We start from the raw sequence: 16,836 nt of genomic DNA on the forward strand, positions 1-16,836 counted from the left end.
CATGAGCGACGCGGGGGGGCGGAGCCGGAGCGGGAGCGACTGGGGGTCGCCGAGCAGCCGGACCGAGAGCACAGACGTGGAGCTGGTGCGCGCGCACGTCGCCGGCGACCCGCACGCCTTCGGGGAGATCGTCCGACGGCACCGCGACCGCATGTGGGCCGTGGCGCTGCGCACCACGCGCGACCCGGAGGAAGCGGCCGACGCGCTGCAGGACGCGTTCCTCTCCGCCCACCGCGCTGCCGGTCGGTTTCGTGCTGACGCCGCGGTCTCCACCTGGTTGCACCGGATCGTGGTGAACGCCTGCCTCGACCGGATGCGCCGCCGGCAGGCCCGGCCCACGGTCGCCCTGCCCGACAACGACCACGAGGAACCGGCGGCCCCTGGGGACGCGATGGCCGACCGGGACCTGCAGCTGCTGGTGCACGAGGCCCTGCTGCAGATCCCGGAGGACCAGCGCGCCGCCATCGTCGCCGTCGACGTGGAGGGCTACTCCGTCGCCGACGCCGCCCGTGCGCTGGGCGTCGCCGAGGGGACCATCAAGAGCCGCTGCGCGCGGGGCCGGGCCAAGCTCGCCGTGCTCCTCGGACACCTGCGCGCCGAACGGTCGGCGGCCGCGTCCGCACCCGTGGGCAAGCTCCCTCCCGGCGCAGGGAACCGATCTACCGGGCGCGGCGTCACACCTCCCAGCACGTCACGACGAGGGGAGGATCTGTGAGCCACAGCGACGCACCGGACTACGGTGGCTGGCGCACGCTCCTGGATCCGCCGTACCCGCTGGACCTGATCGCCGACCTGCACGCCGGCGTCCTCGAGCCCGACCTCGCCGAGGCCCTGTGGCCGCGTGCTGCGGCCGATCCCCACGCCGCGCAGATCCTGGCCGCGCTGGACGCCACCGTGGCGCAGCTCTCCACGGCACATGCCCCGGACGCCGGGCCGGTGCCCGCCGAGCTCGCCGCCCGCATCGACGCCGCTCTCGCCGCCGAACCCGCCGGGGTCGGCGACCTCGCCGCCGCGCGCACCCGCCGGCGGTCGTCCCGTCGCACCACCACCGCAGCCGTGGCCGGCCTCAGTGCCGCCGCAGTGGCCGCAGTAGTCGCGCTCAGCGTGACGCTGGGGCCACAGGACGTCACGGGTACCCCGCAGGCCATCAGCACCCCCAGCAGCGCGGCAGTGGCGCCGCTGGACCTCGGCAGCGGCACACCGGGTCCCCAGGCGCTGCGGGCGGTGGGCAAGCAGGACCTCGGCCCGCTCGCCGCCGACGCGCTGGCCGGCTGCCTGACGGCCAACGGCTTCCCGGCCACTGCGCCGGTGCTGGGGTCCTCGGAGGTCGTGCTCGACGGTCAGTCCGGGGTGTTGCTGCTGCTGCCCACCGGACAGGCCGCGGTCTTCACCGCCCTCGTGGTGGGGCCAGACTGTGCCACCGGCAACGCTGCCACCCGCTCCCGGGTTGACATCGGCGCACGCTGACCTGCGGCTCCGGTGGCCGGAACAAGCGTCGGGCCACTGGTGTTGAATCAGTGCGTGACCGAAGACCTCGAGGAGGCGCACGTGTCAGATTCAACCGAATCTTCCACCGTCAGCACCACCACCCAGCCTGATGCCATTCGCGACGTCATCGTCGTGGGCTCTGGCCCGTCCGGCTACACCGCCGCGGTGTACACCGCCCGCGCCCAGCTGAAGCCGCTGGTGTTCGAGGGCAGCCAGTTCGGTGGTGCGCTGATGACCACGACCGAGGTGGAGAACTACCCCGGGTTCCGTGACGGCATCATGGGCCCTGACCTGATGGGTCAGATGCGTGAGCAGGCCAAGCGCTTCGGCGCCGAGCTGCGGGCAGAGGACGTCGAGTCGGTCGACCTGTCCGGTCCGGTCAAGACGGTGGTCGCCCACGGCACCACCTACTCCTCGCGCGCCGTCATCCTCGCGATGGGCGCGGCGCCGCGCTACCTCGACGTTCCCGGCGAGCAGCGCCTGCTCGGCCGCGGGGTCAGCTCTTGCGCCACCTGCGACGGCTTCTTCTTCCGCGACCAGGACATCGCCGTCATCGGCGGCGGCGACTCGGCGATGGAGGAGGCCACCTTCCTCACCCGCTTCGCCCGGTCGGTGACCCTCGTGCACCGGCGGGGAGAGTTCCGCTCCTCCCGCATCATGCTCGAGCGGGCTCAGCAGAACGAGAAGATCCACTTCCGCACCAACTCGGTGGTCACCGAGGTGCTCGGGGAGTCCAGCGTCACCGGGCTGCGCCTGCGTGACACGGTCACCGGGGAGGAGTCCACCCTCGACGTCACGGCCATGTTCGTCGCCGTCGGCCACGACCCGCGCAGCGAGCTCGTGCGGGGCCAGGTCGAGCTGGACGGCGAGGGTTACGTCGTCGTGGCACCGGGGTCCACCGCCACCTCCGTCGACGGTGTTTTCGCCGCCGGGGACCTGGTCGACCGCACGTACCGCCAGGCCATCACCGCGGCCGGCACCGGCTGCTCGGCCGCGATCGACACCGAGCGCTGGCTCGCCGAGCACCACCTGGACCCCGCGGCCGAGACCGCGCCCGAGCTGGTCGGCGGCGGCTACGGCGTCAGCGGCCACGCGCAGGACTGACCCACACCCCCCTTCGCCTCACACAAACCTCACATCCAAGGAGCACTCATGTCCGCCCCGATCACCGTTACTGATGCCACGTTCGCCAACGACGTCCTGGGCAGCAGCAAGCCCGTTCTCGTCGACTTCTGGGCGACCTGGTGCGGACCGTGCAAGATGGTCGCCCCCGTCCTGGAGGAGATCGCCAAGGAGCACGGCGAGAAGCTGACCATCGCCAAGATGGACATCGACGCCAACCCGTCGATCCCGCGCGACTACCAGATCATGTCCATCCCGACGCTGATCCTGTTCCAGGACGGCAAGCCCGTGAAGCAGATCGTCGGCGCCAAGCCGAAGGCCGCACTGCTGCAGGACCTCTCGGACGTGATCTAACTCTCCACACCGCAGCCACCAGCCACAGACGTGGCTGGTGGCTGTGCTGTGCCGGACGCGCCGCACGGTGACCAGAGGTGCATGAGCAACCGTCCGTGTGGCACCCTCGCTGGTGATCCTCAGACCTCCCCCCTGTCCCAGGAAGGCCCTGCATGCAGCTCCTCCGCCTTGGTGACCGCGGCGCCGCGGTAGCCGAGGTACGCACCGCCCTGGCCGATCTCGGGCACCTGCCGACCGCTGACGGCGAGCCCGTGTTCGACCTCTCCGTCGACCACGCCGTGCGGGCGTTCCAGCAGCGCCGCGGGCTCATTGTGGACGGACTGGTGGGAACCGCGACCTACCGTGCGCTCAAGGAGGCTTCCTACAAGCTGGGTGCGCGGACCCTCATCTACCAGCTCTCCGCACCGATGTCTGGCGACGACGTGGTCGGGCTGCAGACTCGGCTGCTCGAGCTGGGATACAACTCCGGCCGACCGGACGGCATCTTCGGCGCCCAGACCGACCAGGCACTGCGCAGCTTTCAGCGCGAGTGCGGCATCACCAGCGACGGCATCTGTGGCCCGGCCACGCTGCGAGCGCTCGGCTACCTCGCTCGGATGGCCTCCGGCGGCTCGCCCCAGCGCATCCGTGAGGAAGAGGCGGTCCGGCTGTCCGGGCCGCAGCTGCGCGGCAAGCGCATCGTCATCGACCCCGGGCACGGCGGCGACGACCTCGGCGTCCTGGCCAGCCACTACGGCGTTCAAGGGCCCGGGGCCGACCTGAACGAGGCCGACGTGGTGTGGGACCTGGCCACCCTGCTCGAGGGCCGGCTGGCCGCCACCGGCGTGGAGACGTTCCTGTCTCGACCCAAGCACGCCAACCCGCCGGACAGCGAGCGCGCGGCGTTCGCCAACTCGTGCGGCGCGGACCTGCTCATCTCGCTGCACACCGATGCGTGGAGCTCCCCGCATGCCCAAGGTGTGTCCAGCTTCTACTTCGGCAACGCCGAGGGAGTCAGCTCCACCGTCGGCGAGATGCTCGGTGGCTTCATCTTGCGCGAGATCGTGGCCCGTACCGGCATGCAGAGCTGCCAGCACCACGGCCGCACGTGGGACCTGCTGCGCCTCACCAAGATGCCCGCTGTCCACGTCGAGCTCGGGTACCTCTCCAACGACGAGGACAGTGCAGTGCTGGCCCACCCTCGCATGCGGGATGCTATTGCCGAGGCCATCGTGGTAGCGGTCAAGCGTCTCTACATGCTGGGCATCGACGACCAGCCCACCGGCACGTTCACCTTCGCCGAGCTTCTCGCTGAAGAGATGACCGGGTAGAGACCCCTCTGGCTCACCCGGCAGTCCACAACAGGTCCGTGCTGGTCCACAGCAGCCGCACTGCGCCCCGGGTGCCACCCAGGTGGGCCCCTTTCCCTGCCGGGACGTCTCAGGCCGCCACAGCGGCCAGCACGCTACATCGCGTGGCTCGGCGCCTTGCCGACCGTGGTGAGGCTGACGCTCTCCAGGAGCCGGTCCAGGGCGGCCTCGACGTCTTCCTTCCAGCTGATGGCTGCGCGGAGCTCCAGGCGCAGGCGGGGCCACTGCTCGTGTGGACGCACCACCTCGAACCCGGCCCGCCGGAGGAACCCCGCGGGAATGACACATCCGGGTTTGCTCGGTGACGTTGCCGAGGCCAGCCCCTCCCGGCCGAACGCCTCGACGGCCTTCACGCCGCGCTTCACGAGGTCCTTGGCCACGGCTTGCACGAGCACCTTCCCCAACCCGCCACCCTCGTAGCCGTCCACCACGTGCAGCGCGGTCAGCAGCACCGCATCAGAGCTCACTGGAGAGGTCGGGAAAGCCGCGGCCCGGGGTACGGACGTGGGAGGCGCGTAGATGGCGTAGCCAACCGGGCGGCCGTCGACCGAGATGATCTTGCCGCACGAACCCCAGTCCAGCAGGACGCCGGACAGCCACGCCTCCTTCTCCAGGTCGGTCTGGCCGTACTTCGCGGCAAGGGTTGCCGCGTGGGGCGAGAGCTCCCAGAAGACACACTGCCGGCACGTGCCCGGCAGCTGCTCGAGCGAGTCCAGGGTGAGATTGGCGACGCGACGCGACACGGGTTAGCTCGACCTCCACGAGTACGGTGCGCCCGACCCACCATGAGCAGGTGCACCCCAGAACCAACGTTCAGGATAGTCGGGCGCGGTGCCTGGTGGCTGCCACCCGCAGCGCAGCCAATGGCTCTCGTTTCACGTGAAACGAGTACGTGCCAACAACGGCACGGTCCCCGCGGACCAACCACGCCCCAGTGAGATTGCGGCGGCGAGGCGTGCTGGCGATCTTCGCGCGAACGCCGCTCCTCTGCACAGGCTGTGCACACCCAGCACTGATCCTCATCCCGCCGGCCCCGGAGAACGACCGGGAGCTGTCGACCTGGCTTTCACTGCAAACGGCACTGCACAGTGGCAAGCCCACCGCACACTCCTCCGCTTGTCCAGCCACCTCTTGGTCACACGAGCTGTGCTCGCTGATGGCACCGCCCGATGCGGCGGCACAGAGACGGATGGCGGCACGTACCGCGCTTGCCTGATGGCATCAGAACAACCGCCACCCAGGCGTGGCTGGGCGTGGCCAAAAACCGCCCAGGAAGGCCTGAATACACCCAGGCCGCAACCCCAGCCAGTTTCGTCACTGTGACTCATGAGAATGGTGTGATCTTGAGGAGCGCACGAACCATGCGGCGCCCCTTTTTCGCCTTCTTCGGACAGCCTGCTCGTTTCACGTGAAACAGCGCGAACGGCGAAAGGGCCCGGCTGAGCGCCGGGGAGTGACACGTCATTGAGGCAGCATTCCGCGGAGTGGCCGGCTGAAGCGCCGGTATCGATGCTCGGTGCAGTTGCAGAACATCCGCGGGCTGCGGCGGACAAGGCGGACATCTCCGTGCGGTACTCAAGGAGCTCCAGCAGCGGGGGTGTCTTTCCCACTGCCTGGTGCCGGGCAATCTCAGGGACAACGTTGAGCCGTGAACCGACACCGACTTCCGGCAGAAAAGGTGCGGGTGGCCGTCGGTACGGCCCCGAGAAAGCCTGGCCAGACTTTGTCGAGCGCCAACGCAGCAGCATCGGGATCGCTGGCAGAAAATGATTGGGAGACCACCGAGCTCCGGCTACGCGAGCTCTCCCGACCACCTCCGCCCAGAGGAACCTTTATCGCCGGACCGGAGATCGGCGACGCCACCTGATCCCGCGCCGGCGGTCAACCACTACTGGATTCCGACCGCAGCAGCTGGAGCGTAAGGGTTTGGGTGCAACCCCACTGGTGGTGCGCTGCGCCACCGCCCCGGCCCCGGCCCCGGCCCCGGCCCCGGCCCCGGCCAGGATCTCGGTAGACACTAGGCCCCGCAGGGCACTGTCGAAGGGCGCGGGTGTCGCTGCAGACCCGGAGCCCCCGTCCTGCCACCGAACCGCGGGAATGCGCGGTTAGCCTGCCCCACCTGAACTATCGCACCCCGCCGCGTCCACGGGTCGTTCCCGGCGCCCGGCCCGGACCCCTCCAGGTTCAACGCAGTGGCCCAGTTCTCTCTGCAGTCCGCCATCAACGGCAGCGCCGGTAGCCGGGCACCATGAATCCACGGTGGGTCGAGCACCCCGCAGGCTTTCACGCGCAAGCACAGGACGGTGAGCTGCGTGCCCAGGGCGCCGTCAACCCAATGTCTGAACCTAGCGGGAGGAGGAGCAGTGGTCGGCAGCGCGCTCCCGTCCGCGCACCCCGCTGACGCACCCGCGACACCGCCCATTAGAGGCTCCCCCATCGACGGCACCGTGGTGTTTCACGTGAAACACCGGATTGCAAGTATCGGATCGGGGCCGCGGGATGCTGCCCAGGTGCCACCGGATCGCGGGACATTGCAGCCACCGAGGCCGGCCCGCGGGGCGCGAGTGGTGCAGACCAGCTGCGTTAACCCGTCCGGCCCGCTTCACCGCCCTGGCCACCCTCGCCTGACCCGGGGCGCTGTACCGGACTGGGCGGGAGTCCATTCGTGCGCACACCGCCCAAACGCCGGTTCCGGGGGGCTCGGCAATTCCGGCGCAGCGAGAGGAGGCCGGATGACAATCCATCGACCACCGTGGTGCCGAACTGCGTGATCAGCCCCCACGGGGCACGTCTCGCCGTGGGAAAGACGGTGCCGGAACAAGCGCGCCGAAATCCGATGGACGCCTGACTGGCGTGCCCGCCGGTCGATCTGGCGCGCATGGGCGCCTCCGTTCCAGTCCTGAGCGTGGCCCGAAACAACAGTAGATTGGAGCCGACGGGTGCTCATTGAGCGGCGCTCACCGCCACTTCCCTGTCATCGTACGAATAGCTCGCCGCCGGGCGGCATTCGCGTTCTATCCGTACACCGGGGAACCACCCCGACGCACTGCGCTGAACGACCGGCACCGGCGCTACGCGAAACCCGGGCCTCCGACCGAAAGTACTGCCAAGTCAGCGTTCGGAAATGCCCACTTAGCGCCTGGGTGTTTCACGTGAAACGCCCCGGTGGTCGATCTTCGGCCTAGTCGCAGGCGGAAAATGCACCGCGACGGCAGGATCTTGACCGGGACCACGATTGACCGAGGGTCGCTCTGTTGGCGCAGCGAACCCGGTCGCCCCCCAAACCGGCAACGGCGGCGCATTCCCCAGGCCGAGTGGCTATCCATGGCGAACCAGTCGTTTCCCGGTGCCAGCAGCGAGCTACAAGCGGGGGGCGAGCCGGACCAAGCAGCTGTCGAACGCCCTGCGACTGCGCGGGGACGAGGTGACGCCGCCAGATCCCCGACGACGCGCCATACGCTGCAGTACCGAGCACCCCACCCGACTAGTCGTGAGAGCGGTGCGGTTAGCTCGGACACCGGGTGTTTCACGTGAAACACCCGATGTAGGAAGCGCCGCCCCGCGCCGGTACATGGCGCGGACACGGTTGCGGGGGATTGGGTGCCAATCCCACCAGTACCGAGAACCGCCGAGGTAGGACCTGGGGACACCACCAGGGGGTCCGCCGGGCTCACGTGCCCAGCGGCTGACCCCCAAGTCGTCCACCGAGAGGGTCCCTGCGTCAGTTGTTGTCGGAGCACCACGCTTCCGGGGCGTCCGCCCTGAGGTCCGCGCTGGAGTGCGCCGGCACTCACCTAACGGCCCCAACCTCATCAGGCCGCGGCACCTCGAACGGTGACCACTAGAGCGACGACGTTAAGGACTTCCTGTTGAGCAGCGGCTCGCTAGCACTGCCCTGGCATCCGACACGGCCGGGCGCGGTCGGCCTGGCAGTGGTCGCGCCCAGCGGCTCGTTCACCCGGTCCATCCACAATGGATCACACGCCATCGAATCGCTGGGCTACCTACCACTATCGACAGGAGCCGACCGGCATCACAGTGATGAAACTACGGCGTGTCCCCGGATGGGCGGACCACAGTGGTTCCATCGCCCTGGGAGCTCATCAAACCAACGATGCGATCGAGATCGTCGACCGACCCGAACTCCACCACGATGCGTCCCTTTCGCTGACCGAGGCTCACCGTCACCTTGGTGTCGAAGCTGTCCGACAGCCGGGCCGCCACCTCCTGCAGCACCGGGGGACGGGTGGGCCGACGATCAGAGCCCCGGGCCGACGGCCGCGCCTCATCCGCGTGGCGGCGGGCAAGGGTGATCGCCTCCTCCGTGGCCCGGACCGAAAGCCCCTCCGCCACGATGCGTGCGGCAAGGTCTTCCTGCGCCATCGGGTCGCCGTCGAGGGACAGCAGCGCGCGGGCGTGCCCGGCAGAGAGCACCCCCGCCGCCACCCGACGCTGGACGGGGACCGGCAGGCGAAGGAGCCGGATGGTGTTGGACACCACTGGCCTCGAACGACCGATCCGAGTGGCGAGCTCCTCGTGCGTCACGCCGAACTCCTCGAGCAGCTGCTGGTAGGCCGCCGCCTCTTCCAGCGGGTTCAGCTGCACTCGGTGGATGTTCTCCAGCAGCGCGTCCCGCAGCATCGCCTCGTCCGCGGTGTCCCGCACGATGGCGGGAATCGTCTCCAGTCCCGCTTCCTGGGTCGCGCGCCACCGGCGCTCGCCCATCACCAGCTCGTAGTGCCCGGGGGAGTCCTCCCGGACCACGATCGGCTGCATCAGACCGAACTCACGGATGGAGTGCACCAGCTCGGCGAGGGCCTCCTCGTCGAAGGCAAGTCTCGGCTGCTTCGGGTTAGGGCTGATGTCGGCGGTCCGCAGCTCGCGGTAGACCGCGCCCACGGGGGAGTCCGAGACCGGGGCGTCCGGGCCACCGACCTGGGCCGGGTCAGCCACGGAGGACGGGGCGCTGCTCCCGGTGGTGGAGGTGACCTGGTCCGACTTCGGCGCGGGGGCGGTCTGTGCACCGAACATCACGTCGGCCGCGGCGGCGCCCAGCCGCGGGCCCTCCGTCGGACCGGACGGGATCAGCGCAGCCAGGCCACGTCCCAGGCCGCCACGTCGCTGCTGACTCATTGTTGCTGCACCTTCTGCTCGCTGGGTCCATCAGGGGAAGGGGGTTCATCGCCGGGCTCTGCGGGCTCCGGCGACACCAGCGTGAGGTCGCCTCGCATGGCGAACTCACGGCCAGCGTCCAGGTAGCTCATCGCGCCGCGCGAGCCCGGGTCATAGGCCAGGACCGTCTGCCCGTAGCCCGGAGCCTCGGACACCTTGATGCTGCGGGGGATCATCGTGCGGAGCACCAGCTCGCCGAAGTGGTTGCGGACCTCGTCCGCCACCTGGTCGGCCAGCTTGGTGCGGCCGTCGTACATGGTGAGCAGGACCGTGGACACGTGCAGCTCAGGGTTGAGGTGCGCCTGCACCAGCTCCACGTTGCGCAGCAGCTGGCCAAGCCCCTCGAGCGCGTAGTACTCACACTGGATGGGGATGAGCACCTCGGGCGCTGCCGCCAGCGCGTTGACGGTCAACAGCCCCAGCGACGGGGGACAGTCGATGAGGACGAAGTCGATGCCCAGGTCGGTGAGCGTCTCCTCGCTGAGCGCACGGCGCAGCCGCTTCTCCCGCGCCTCCATCGACACCAGCTCGATCTCCGCGCCGGCCAGGTCGATGGTCGCCGGCACGCACCACAGGTTGGGCGAGTGGGTGCTGGTCTGGATCGCCTCCGCCAGCTCCACCTCACCGATCAGCACCTCGTAGATCGAGGGTGTTCCGGACGGGTGCGGAATGCCGAGCGCGGTGCTCGCGTTGCCCTGCGGATCGAGGTCGACCACGAGCACCTTGAGGTTGAACATGGACAGGGCCGCGGCCATGTTCACCGTGGTGGTGGTCTTGCCCACCCCGCCCTTCTGGTTGGCGACGGTGATGACCCGGGGGGAGGACGGCCGCGGGACGACCACCTCACCGTGGTGCTGCACCCGCGCTGCCCGGGCGGCCGCCGCGGCGACGGGGGTGTCGAAGTCGTCGCCCGCTGGTCGAAGCACCACGCCGGCGCCCAGGATGGCCGAGCCGGCCACGTGCCCGGTAGGCGTGGTTCCCCGGGAACCTCTCGTCGGCACATCTGTCTCGCGGTCTCGCTGCCGGGCCATCAACGCTCCTCTAGTCACTCTGTGTCGCATCGTGAACCGCAGCGCCGTCGACCGGAGCTTCCACCGCGGCCGGTGGGGCTCGGCGAGCGCACGTCCACGCCTCGGTCCAGCCGACGCCCGGCTTCGGTGATCCCGGCAGCTGGGCTGTGTCTATCTCACCACGGGCGGGTGGCGTTCCCCCCGGCCGACATACCTTTGTCGACAGAGGGCGACCTTCATCTCTTCCGCGCGCCCCGTCCGGGCAGTCGCTCGGTCTCCACCACCCGGGTCGGGACGTCCAGCAGGGTCGTGCCGCACTCCAGCACCCTGGGGTTGTCCCCGCCGATGCGCTTGATCGCGTTGCGGTCCCGCTCGATCTCCTCCTCCGCCGAGCTGCCCTTCATCGCCAGCACCCGACCCCCCACGCGAGCGAGCGGGAGGCACCAGCCGAGCAGCTTGCCCAGCGGTGCCACCGCCCGGGAGACCACCACGTCCGCGCCGCCCACGGCAGTGCGGGTCGCCGGCTCCTCAGCGCGCCCGCGGTGGACGGTCACACTGATCCCTAGGGCGTCCACCGCCTCCTGCAGGAACGTGGCTCGACGCAGCAGCGGCTCCACGAGGACCACGGTGAGGTCTGGCCGGGCGATCGCCAGCGGGATGCCGGGCAGGCCGGCGCCGCTGCCGACGTCCACCACGGTGCTCGACTCCGGCAACAGCTCCTGCACCACCACGCAGTTGAGCAGGTGGCGATCCCAGATGCGGTCGACCTCCCGTGGGCCGATGAGGCCCCGCTCCACGCCGACACCAGCGAGCAGCGCGGCGTACTGCTCAGCCAGCGGCAATCGGTCACCAAATACCCGGGCAGCCACTCGATCGGTCTCCACGACCACACCTCTCGGTTTCACGTGAAACATCAGCGGTGCCACGGAAGACCCGTAGCGCCGTGTGGCCCCCGACCGAACCGGTCGGGGGCCACAACTGACATAGGTGTCAGTTACTAGCTCTTGGGCAGGACGACCACGCGGCGCGCAGGCTCGGCGCCCTCGCTCTCGCTGACCACGCCCTGCACGGCGGCCACCGCGTCGTGCACGATCTTGCGCTCGAACGGGGTCATCGGGGGGAGCTCCTCGCGCTGGCCGTTCTCCAGCACCCGCTCAGCCACGGTGGCTCCCAGCCGGCTCAGCTCGGCACGCCGCTCGGCACGCCATCCGGCGATGTCCAGCATCAGCCGGCTGCGCTCGCCGGTGACCTGCTGCACCGCCAGGCGGGTCAGCTCCTGCAGGGCGTCGAGCACCTCACCCTTCCGGCCGACCAGCTGGTCCAGGTTGGTACCACCCTCGATGCTGACCATCGCGCGGTCACCCTCGACGTCCAGGTCGATGTCGCCGTCGAAGTCGAGGATGTCCAGCAGCCGCTCGAGGTAGTCGCCAGCGACGTCACCCTCCTCCACCAAGGGGTCGTCGGCGTCGTCCTCACCGGAGAGCGCGGCATCGGTCGGTGCTGCGGACGGCACGTCGAGCGGAGCCGACTGCTCGGTGTCCGGGTCCTGGCGCTCGGACTCGTCACCACTCACGGTCTCGTTCTCCAACACAGGGTGTTCCTCTCGTGCCGTCGGCGCCGCTCAGCGCTTCTTGCGCTGGCCGCGACTGGACTTGCTCTTGGCGTTGGGCGCCTGGCCGCCACGGCGAGGCTTGCCCGAGGCTGCGGCGGGCCTGGCGATCTTGGCCTTCGGCGTGGCCGCCCCGCCGCTGCTCGGTGACTTGGTCAGCGACGGCTTGGACTCCGGCGGCGTAGAGGTGTCCTCGGCCGGCAGCACTGCGTCGTCAGCCTCCTCGGCCGTGCTCTCCGGCGACTCCTTGGACAGCGAGGGAGAGCCGTTGGCAGCGGCCTTGCGGCCCTTCGGCTTGTTGGGGCGGGCACCCGGGCGGGGGGCGTTGCTGCCGCGTCGCTCGATCGCCTCGCGCTTCTTCGCCTCGTCCTCGGCGGCGATCTTGCCGAACACGTAGTGCTGCTGCACCAAGGTCCAGGCGTTGTTGCTCAGCCAGTAGATGAGAATGGCGACCGGCAGGAAGGGGCCACCGACCAGCACGAACAGCGGGAAGACCCACAGGACGAGCTTGTTCATCATCGCCGACTGCGGGTTCGCCGCGGCAGCCGCGCTCTGGCGAGCCACCGACGCACGAGCGGTGAAGTGGGTCGCGACGGCCGCGATGACCATCAGCGGGATGGCAACCGCCGCGATGGCGACCTTGTTGACATCGCCGAAGGCCTCGAGCTGCGCGTCGGTCTGGGTGAGGAAGGACGACAGCGGCGCGCCGAAGAGCTTGGCGTCCAGGAACGAGCGCACCTCATCGGCACTGAAGACGTAGTTCGCCGTCTGCGCGTTCTGCTCCACCGACATGGGCTCGGTGGGGCTCAGGAACGGGATCTGCGCCTGCGAGCCGGTGCGGTTGAACGAGCGCAGCACGTGGAACAGACCGATGAAGACCGGCGCCTGCAGCAGCACGGGAAGACAGCCGGCCACGGGGTTGAACCCGTGCTCCTTCTGCAGCTTCTGCATCTCCAGCGCCAGGCGCTGGCGGTCGCCCTTGTACTTCTTCTGCAGCGCCTTGATCTGCGGCTGGAACTCCTGCATCTGCCGCTGGGTGCGGATCTGCTTCACGAAGGGGCGGTACAGCACTGCACGCAGGGTGAAGACCAGGAAGATCACCGACAGCGCCCAGCCGATGCCGCTGCTCGCGCCCAGAACCGTGCCGAAGACCTTGTGCCAGAACCACAAGATCGCCGACACCGGGTAGTAGATGAAGTCCAGCACTGTTCTACTCGCTCCTAGTCTTTGCGCTGCGCGGCCACACCGAGCCTGCGGGAGGCACAGGATCCCACCCACCAGGGTGCCAGGGTGCGCATTTCAGAAGTCGCCACACCGACAGGTAGGTGCCGCGGAAGGCGCCGTGGACCTCGAGGGCCTCGACCGCGTAGCTGCTGCAGGTGGGCTGGAACCGACACGTGGGAAGTCGCAACGGCGACACCCAGGTCTGGTACAGCCGCACCAGGAAGACCATTCCCCGGGCGATCAGCGAGCGCCGTACCGGCGCCTGCACGCTCACGCCGGGGTCGGCTCGAGCGTGAAACCCAGCTTCCGCAGGCCAGAGCGAACGTCGGCGTCGAGCTCGCCGGAGCTGGCCGTGGCCGCGGACGGGTGTGCACGCAGCACCACGTCGGTGCCCGGCGGCAGCGACGCGACCACGGGACGCATCACGTGGCGCAGCTTCCGGGAGATGCGATGGCGAACCACCGAGCCGCCGACCGCCTTGCTCACCACCAGGCCCACTCGGCTGGGCAGCTCCGCCGACTCGCCGTCCCGCCGCAAGGCGTGGACGACCAGCCGGGACCGGCCCGCGCGCCGACCGCCACGCATCACGGCGGAGAACTCGCTGCGATGGGACAGTCGGTGGGCGGCCGGGAGCATGAAGAGGCCGCGGCTCAGGCAGTGAGCTCGTCGCGACCCTTGCGTCGGCGCGCAGACACGATGGCCCGGCCGGCGCGGGTGCGCATGCGCAGCCGGAAGCCGTGAACCCGTGCGCGACGCCGGTTGTTCGGCTGAAACGTCCGCTTACCCTTGGCCACGACTTGAACTCCCTGCACTTCGATGAATCAACGATGTCTCTACGTCCCTCCGGGACGACCACCACGTAGGCGACTTCCGTGCGGGTCCGCCACGCAAGGCGTGGGTGGACACAGCACGATATCGCCACCTGTGTGCAGTGACTGCACGAGACTACGGCAGCCCAAATCGGGCGGTCAAACGTGCTTGCCCGACAGTAGCCGTCGCCGGTGGCACCCGCAGTGCGCACGAGCACCGTTCGGCGGGCTGCCCACGGGGTGGTCGCGGGGTGCCCGTCGCCCGGCCACCTGGGCCGCGGGGGTCTGCCCCGGCCGCCGCAGGGACCAACGCCAGCGACCCCGTAGCCTCGGCTGCCGGGGGCGGCCCGAACAATTCCCTCTGGTGCGGGGCACACCCCTTGTCAGGGGTGTGTGTTGTTGTTACTTTTCCCCGGGCACTCGCTCTCGTGATGAGTGCCACAGGGGGGAGATCCGGCGGTCAGCGTCCGTGCAGCTGGCACGTCCGGAAGCCGTTGCCCACCACGCCACACCGAGCCCCACGGGCTGCGGTGCGACCCGCGTAACTCCGTGCACAGTTGTGGACAACTCTGTGGACGGTAGGACATGATGCCCAGGCCGATCCAGCACGCCGTGCGACGTGATCGGTACTTCACGCATCCAGGGGAGGACCGTCAGTGGCAGAGGACACACGTGAGCTGCGCTCCGTGTGGGCCGAGGTGGTGGCCGAGCTCGCCTCGTACACCGATGCCACTGGTCGCCCGCTCTCCGCTCAGCAACGGGCATGGCTGCGCCTGACCCGCCCCGTGGGATTCGTCAACGGCTTCGCGCTGCTCGCCGCGCCCAGCGCGTTCGCCAAGGAAGCCATCGAGCGGGTGCTGCGCACCCCGATCACCGACGCGCTCAGCCGCCACCTCGGCAGCGAGGTGATTCTCGCCGTCCGCGTGGACGAGGCGTCCGCGGTGCACGAGGGTGCCGCCGCTGACGGCGTGGCGCCCCGGGGCGAGCACGGCGCCTCCGCTGACGGCGCCGACCACGGCGGCTCCGCCGGGGGCTTCACCGGCGTGGACGACCTCGACGAGGTCGACGAGGAAAAAGACGCGCTGGAGACGATCAACGAGATCTGGCCGAGCTACTCGACCGTGCGCAAGGCGCCTGCCGGGCCGGCCCAGACACGACTGAACGCGAAGTACACCTTCGACACGTTCGTCATCGGCAGCTCCAACCGGTTCCCGCACTCCGCCGCGGTCGCGGTGGCCGAGGCACCGGCCCGCGCGTACAACCCGCTCTTCATCTGGGGCGAGTCCGGGCTGGGCAAGACCCACCTGCTGCACGCGGTCGGCCACTACACCCAGCGCCTCTTCCCTGGCATCCAGGTGCGCTACATCTCCACCGAGGAGTTCACCAACGACTTCATCAACAGCCTGCGCGACGACCGGAAGGTGGCCTTCCAGCGCCGCTACCGCGACATCGACGTGCTGCTGGTGGACGACATCCAGTTCCTGGAGGGCAAGGAAGGCACCCAGGAGGAGTTCTTCCACACCTTCAACACGCTGCACAACGCGAACAAGCAGATCGTGGTCTCCTCCGACCGGCCACCCAAGCAGCTGGTGACCCTGGAGGACCGGTTGCGCACCCGCTTCGAGTGGGGCCTGATCACCGACGTCCAGCCACCCGAGCTGGAGACCCGCATCGCCATCCTGCGCAAGAAGGCGCAGATGGACGGGCTCGCGGTGCCCGACGAGGTGCTGGAGTTCATCGCCAGCCGGATCGAGCGCAACATTCGTGAGCTGGAGGGGGCGCTGATCCGCGTCACCGCGTTCGCCTCCCTCAACCAGCAGGTGGTGGACCTGGCGCTGGCGGAGATCGTGCTGCGCGACCTGATCCCGGACGCGTCCTCGCTGGAGATCAGCGCCGCCACGATCATGGCCGTCACCGCCGAGTACTTCGGCAACTCCCTGGACGAGCTGCGCGGACCGGGCAAGACCCGGGCGGTGGCCCAGGCCAGGCAGGTCGCGATGTACCTCTGCCGGGAGCTCACCGACCTGTCGCTGCCCAAGATCGGGCAGACCTTCGGCGGCCGGGACCACACCACGGTGATGCACGCCAACAAGAAGATTCGCAAGGAGATGGCCGAGCGCCGTCGCACCTACGAACAGGTCCAGGAGCTCACCGCCCGGATCAAGCAGCGCTCGCGCAGCTAGCTCTACCGGCCGATGTCCCGGCCTGCCCGACGGCCGGAGAGGCCGTCGTCGTGCGTCTCAGGACGCGCCCTGTTGACCCCCCTCAGCGCCCTCTGGCGACCCATCTCGCGACCCTCCTCGGGCCTTGCTGGCCCGCTCGGACCCCTGCTGGATGTGTGTCCGTGCCCACTCAGCACGCCTGGTGGACGATTAACCCACACCTGTGGACAAGCCTGGGGGTAACTCGATTCATCTGGGGACCGAGCGGTGCATGGATGTGCACGCAGCAGATCTGGGGACGGCGGTGCACCTTTCACCCCCTGCTGGCTCCCCAGCCCGCCACGCCGTCCGATCAGCGCACGAGGTGCTCAGTCCACAGCGTGCACACCCCCTACTGCTGTTCCTGTTCTCTCTCTAGAGGGATCTCTTTCTAGAGCAGGAATGTGCACAACCTCCGTGAACAGCCCTGCTGGGCAGCTCGCGCTGCTCGTGCCCAGCAGAGCACCGGGTTCCCAGCACGGGCCGGAACGCTCTACG

At 69.3% G+C, this 16,836-nt stretch carries 15 protein-coding genes; 6 read left to right on the forward strand and 9 right to left on the reverse strand.

The features are described 5' to 3' along the window. Position 1 precedes the first annotated feature (1 nt). The 5 genes from sigM to AC3YO9_RS04615 all read left to right on the forward strand — a co-directional run bounded on the left by sigM (position 2) and on the right by AC3YO9_RS04615 (position 4,274). Positions 2-715 carry an RNA polymerase sigma factor SigM gene (gene sigM, locus AC3YO9_RS04595; protein ID WP_489982283.1) on the forward strand — a complete coding sequence of 238 codons (714 nt, stop codon included), beginning with the start codon at positions 2-4 and terminating at the stop codon, positions 713-715. After that, positions 712-1,467 (forward strand): hypothetical protein, encoded by a 756-nt coding sequence (locus tag AC3YO9_RS04600; protein ID WP_489982284.1) that lies wholly within the window; start codon positions 712-714, stop codon positions 1,465-1,467. The genes sigM and AC3YO9_RS04600 overlap by 4 nt, the downstream gene beginning before the upstream one ends. Before the next feature lie 135 nt (positions 1,468-1,602). Continuing rightward, entirely contained in the window at positions 1,603-2,592 is a 990-nt protein-coding gene (gene trxB, locus AC3YO9_RS04605) for a thioredoxin-disulfide reductase (RefSeq protein WP_489982574.1), read from the forward strand. 48 nt (positions 2,593-2,640) lie between these two features. Continuing rightward, a complete protein-coding gene (gene trxA, locus AC3YO9_RS04610) occupies positions 2,641-2,964 on the forward strand; it encodes a thioredoxin (protein ID WP_127784533.1) in 324 nt (107 codons plus the stop codon). A 152-nt stretch (positions 2,965-3,116) separates the two neighbouring features. Then, positions 3,117-4,274, forward strand: coding sequence for an N-acetylmuramoyl-L-alanine amidase (locus AC3YO9_RS04615; protein ID WP_489982285.1), 1,158 nt, complete (start codon positions 3,117-3,119; stop codon positions 4,272-4,274). 134 nt (positions 4,275-4,408) lie between these two features. Here AC3YO9_RS04615 and AC3YO9_RS04620 read toward each other — a convergent pair whose 3' ends face one another. The 9 genes from AC3YO9_RS04620 to rpmH form a co-directional block, all read right to left on the reverse strand. Further along, on the reverse strand, positions 4,409-5,056 hold the full coding sequence (locus AC3YO9_RS04620; protein WP_127784535.1) for a GNAT family N-acetyltransferase: 648 nt from the start codon (positions 5,054-5,056) through the stop codon (positions 4,409-4,411). A gap of 3,304 nt (positions 5,057-8,360) precedes the next feature. Further along, positions 8,361-9,446, reverse strand: coding sequence for a ParB/RepB/Spo0J family partition protein (locus AC3YO9_RS04625; protein ID WP_489982286.1), 1,086 nt, complete (start codon positions 9,444-9,446; stop codon positions 8,361-8,363). Next, positions 9,443-10,516: a ParA family protein gene (locus AC3YO9_RS04630; protein WP_489982287.1), complete on the reverse strand. Its 1,074-nt coding sequence runs from the start codon at positions 10,514-10,516 to the stop codon at positions 9,443-9,445. Before AC3YO9_RS04630 ends, AC3YO9_RS04625 begins: the two co-directional genes overlap by 4 nt. 215 nt (positions 10,517-10,731) lie before the next feature. Then, positions 10,732-11,409: a 16S rRNA (guanine(527)-N(7))-methyltransferase RsmG gene (gene rsmG, locus AC3YO9_RS04635; protein ID WP_489982288.1), complete on the reverse strand. Its 678-nt coding sequence runs from the start codon at positions 11,407-11,409 to the stop codon at positions 10,732-10,734. A gap of 83 nt (positions 11,410-11,492) precedes the next feature. Then, positions 11,493-12,083, reverse strand: a complete 591-nt coding sequence (locus AC3YO9_RS04640) for a Jag family protein (protein ID WP_489982575.1) — start codon at positions 12,081-12,083, stop codon at positions 11,493-11,495. Between the two features lie 33 nt (positions 12,084-12,116). Beyond that, positions 12,117-13,310 (reverse strand): membrane protein insertase YidC, encoded by a 1,194-nt coding sequence (gene yidC / locus AC3YO9_RS04645; RefSeq protein ID WP_489982289.1) that lies wholly within the window; start codon positions 13,308-13,310, stop codon positions 12,117-12,119. A gap of 4 nt (positions 13,311-13,314) precedes the next feature. After that, positions 13,315-13,557, reverse strand: a complete 243-nt coding sequence (gene yidD, locus AC3YO9_RS04650; protein ID WP_127785014.1) for a membrane protein insertion efficiency factor YidD — start codon at positions 13,555-13,557, stop codon at positions 13,315-13,317. Between the two features lie 41 nt (positions 13,558-13,598). Next, positions 13,599-13,964 carry a ribonuclease P protein component gene (gene rnpA, locus AC3YO9_RS04655; RefSeq protein ID WP_127784540.1) on the reverse strand — a complete coding sequence of 122 codons (366 nt, stop codon included), beginning with the start codon at positions 13,962-13,964 and terminating at the stop codon, positions 13,599-13,601. Positions 13,965-13,978: 14 nt separating this feature from the next. Next, positions 13,979-14,122 (reverse strand): 50S ribosomal protein L34, encoded by a 144-nt coding sequence (gene rpmH / locus AC3YO9_RS04660; RefSeq protein ID WP_127784541.1) that lies wholly within the window; start codon positions 14,120-14,122, stop codon positions 13,979-13,981. A gap of 671 nt (positions 14,123-14,793) precedes the next feature. Between rpmH and dnaA the strand changes: the two genes are divergently transcribed. Then, positions 14,794-16,320: a chromosomal replication initiator protein DnaA gene (dnaA, locus tag AC3YO9_RS04665; RefSeq protein ID WP_489982290.1), complete on the forward strand. Its 1,527-nt coding sequence runs from the start codon at positions 14,794-14,796 to the stop codon at positions 16,318-16,320. Positions 16,321-16,836 lie beyond the last annotated feature (516 nt).

The sequence above is a fragment of the Rhodococcus sp. Z6_132 genome (genome assembly GCF_058133635.1).